We start from the raw sequence: 2126 nt of genomic DNA on the forward strand, positions 1-2126 counted from the left end.
AAAAATTTCTTTTAACTGCTCAAATGATTGGAGTGGATTATGTCTTGTGTAGATGGTACCGAGTTTCGTCAGTATTTCGTGGTCACCAATCTCAGTGATGGTAAGATTCGCGGGCGTTATCGTTTCACCAAGGAGGACGTTGAGCGTCTTGGTTGGGATGTTCCGCAGGTAGATCGTGGAGTTCGTACAGAGGCAAAGATGGCATGGCTTCGGGCGCAGGGAGCAGATCTTGTTGGAGCTCGGGTTTATGACTTCGCTGATCGTCTGCCTCATGAGGCTTGGGAGGATGAGACGAAGTGGTGGAAGAAGGGTTACTACGCTGTATGGTCTGATCTTCCTAAGCGACAGGGTCGTCCTTCTACTGAGAGGGATGTGGATGAGATGCAGAGGATGGAGCTTGCGTCGGAGGCGTTTGCTCGGGGTGGGATGGACGCTTGGAACGAGTTCTGTTAATAACTTTTAACTGCTGGAAATGACTGGAGTTTGTTATGAATAAGTTGAAGCTTGCAACATCGGTAAAGAGTGTCATTCTTGAAGACAAGCTTACACCTAGGCAGTTAGTTTTGATCGGGATGGCGCAAGAAGAGTTTAGTAAAAGATTTGCGAATACAAATTATCGTGCTGAAATTGTTACTACAGCAAATCTAGATTATAATAATTTGACAACGCTTGAAGATGCATCAGATGCTAGGCATGCTGGGTTTTATGCGAATGGTGCAGTAAAGATTTGGCTTGCAACAATTTGGGTTGATGATAAAGAAGTTTATCCAGATAGTAAGAGTAAGCAAATCTTTAAAAGCAAGAGTGGTGAATTAACTCATCATGTTTCTATTGGAACTTTCTTAGGGACAAAGAAGATCTATTAGAGCGTAGGAGTTTGACATGTCTAGTGTAGTTTTTGATGGTGTTCTAAAGATTAAGTTAAGTGACGAGCAGATTTCTTTCATTGAGCAGCTGGAGCTTCCCCCTGAAGCGGTTCGTTTGAAGAACAAGTATCTGCACGTGACGTTGATTCACCAGTCTTTTCTTAAGCCATACAAGACGATTCTAAAAAATAGCTGCTTGGATGATCTTTCAGCTCCTGAAATCGTCTTTGCTGATGGTGTAGAAGTTAGAGTAGATGAAGAACTTGGCCGTAAGTCATGGGTTCTTTGGTTAGAGAATCAAGAAGAGATGTGTGAGTTTGTTAAGACGATCATGAATTCTCTGACAGGTGAGAGTTTCGATCCAGAGCCAGAGCGTAGATATCATGTTAGCGTTGCAAATCTTACTGGTAATCGCAGTGATTCTGTGAGATAGGAACTTTTAATTGTAATGAAGATATATTTGTAGTATAATCTCTATGTTAATTAAGACCAATAAAAAAATCTTTTAATTTATAAAATGATTGGAGCAAGTTATGTCTCGTTCAAATAATACAGAGTTTCGTATGTATCTTGTTGTGACTGGGCTGGATGACAGAAAAGTTCTTCAGCGCTATCGTTACACAAAAGAGGATGCTGAGCGTCTTTGTTGGGAGGGACCAAACGGTATCGACTGGGAGGAGAGAAAGAAGCTTCAGGTGGAGTGGCTTCGAGAGCAAGGTGTAGATCTTGTTGAAGCTCGTGTCTATGACATTAATGATAATCTGCCTGCTGAGTCTTGGGATAACGAGGCTGAGTGGTGGGAGAATGGTTACTGTGCTTATTCTATTTGGCCTGATGAGAATTACGCTAATAATTTTTAACCGCTAGAAATGATTGGAGAAAATTATGTCTCGTTCAAATAATACAGAGTTTCGCACTTATCTTGTCGTTTCGAACATTAAGGGTGGTACTGTTCGTCAGCGTTATCGTTATACACGTGAGGACGAGAAGGATCTTGGTTGGAGCGGGCCAGGTGTTGATGCTCAGCTTAGGGCAAAGAGACAGATGGCGTGGCTTCGATCACAAGGTGCAGATCTTTCCGGAGCTCGTGTTATGATGCTTAGTAGTCGTCTTTCACCTGAGGATTGGGAAGATGTCAATCAGTGGTGGTCTCTGTCAGGAAAGTCTTGCGTATGGGTTGATCTTCCTCGGCGAGGCACTCCTTCTACTGAGTCTGATATCGATGCAATGCAGATGTCTGAGCTTCGTAGTGAGGCGTTT

At 42.9% G+C, this 2126-nt stretch carries 5 protein-coding genes; all 5 read left to right on the forward strand.

Annotated elements, in window-relative coordinates; all coding sequences use genetic code 11:
- The first annotated feature begins 39 nt into the window (after window positions 1-39).
- Entirely contained in the window at window positions 40-453 is a 414-nt protein-coding gene (locus tag EBR25_13335; protein NBW41964.1) for a hypothetical protein, read from the forward strand.
- A 35-nt stretch (window positions 454-488) separates the two neighbouring features.
- Complete coding sequence (locus EBR25_13340) at window positions 489-866, forward strand: hypothetical protein (protein ID NBW41965.1); 378 nt, start codon at window positions 489-491, stop codon at window positions 864-866.
- 16 nt (window positions 867-882) lie between these two features.
- Window positions 883-1299, forward strand: coding sequence for a hypothetical protein (locus EBR25_13345; GenBank protein NBW41966.1), 417 nt, complete (start codon window positions 883-885; stop codon window positions 1297-1299).
- Window positions 1300-1399: 100 nt separating this feature from the next.
- Window positions 1400-1726, forward strand: coding sequence for a hypothetical protein (locus EBR25_13350; GenBank protein ID NBW41967.1), 327 nt, complete (start codon window positions 1400-1402; stop codon window positions 1724-1726).
- 25 nt (window positions 1727-1751) lie between these two features.
- Window positions 1752-2126: hypothetical protein (locus EBR25_13355; GenBank protein NBW41968.1), on the forward strand; the 375-nt coding region annotated here is incomplete at its 3' end.

The organism is bacterium (assembly GCA_009926305.1).
In the GTDB taxonomy this organism is placed as follows: Bacteria; Bdellovibrionota_C; UBA2361; order UBA2361; family RFPC01; genus RFPC01.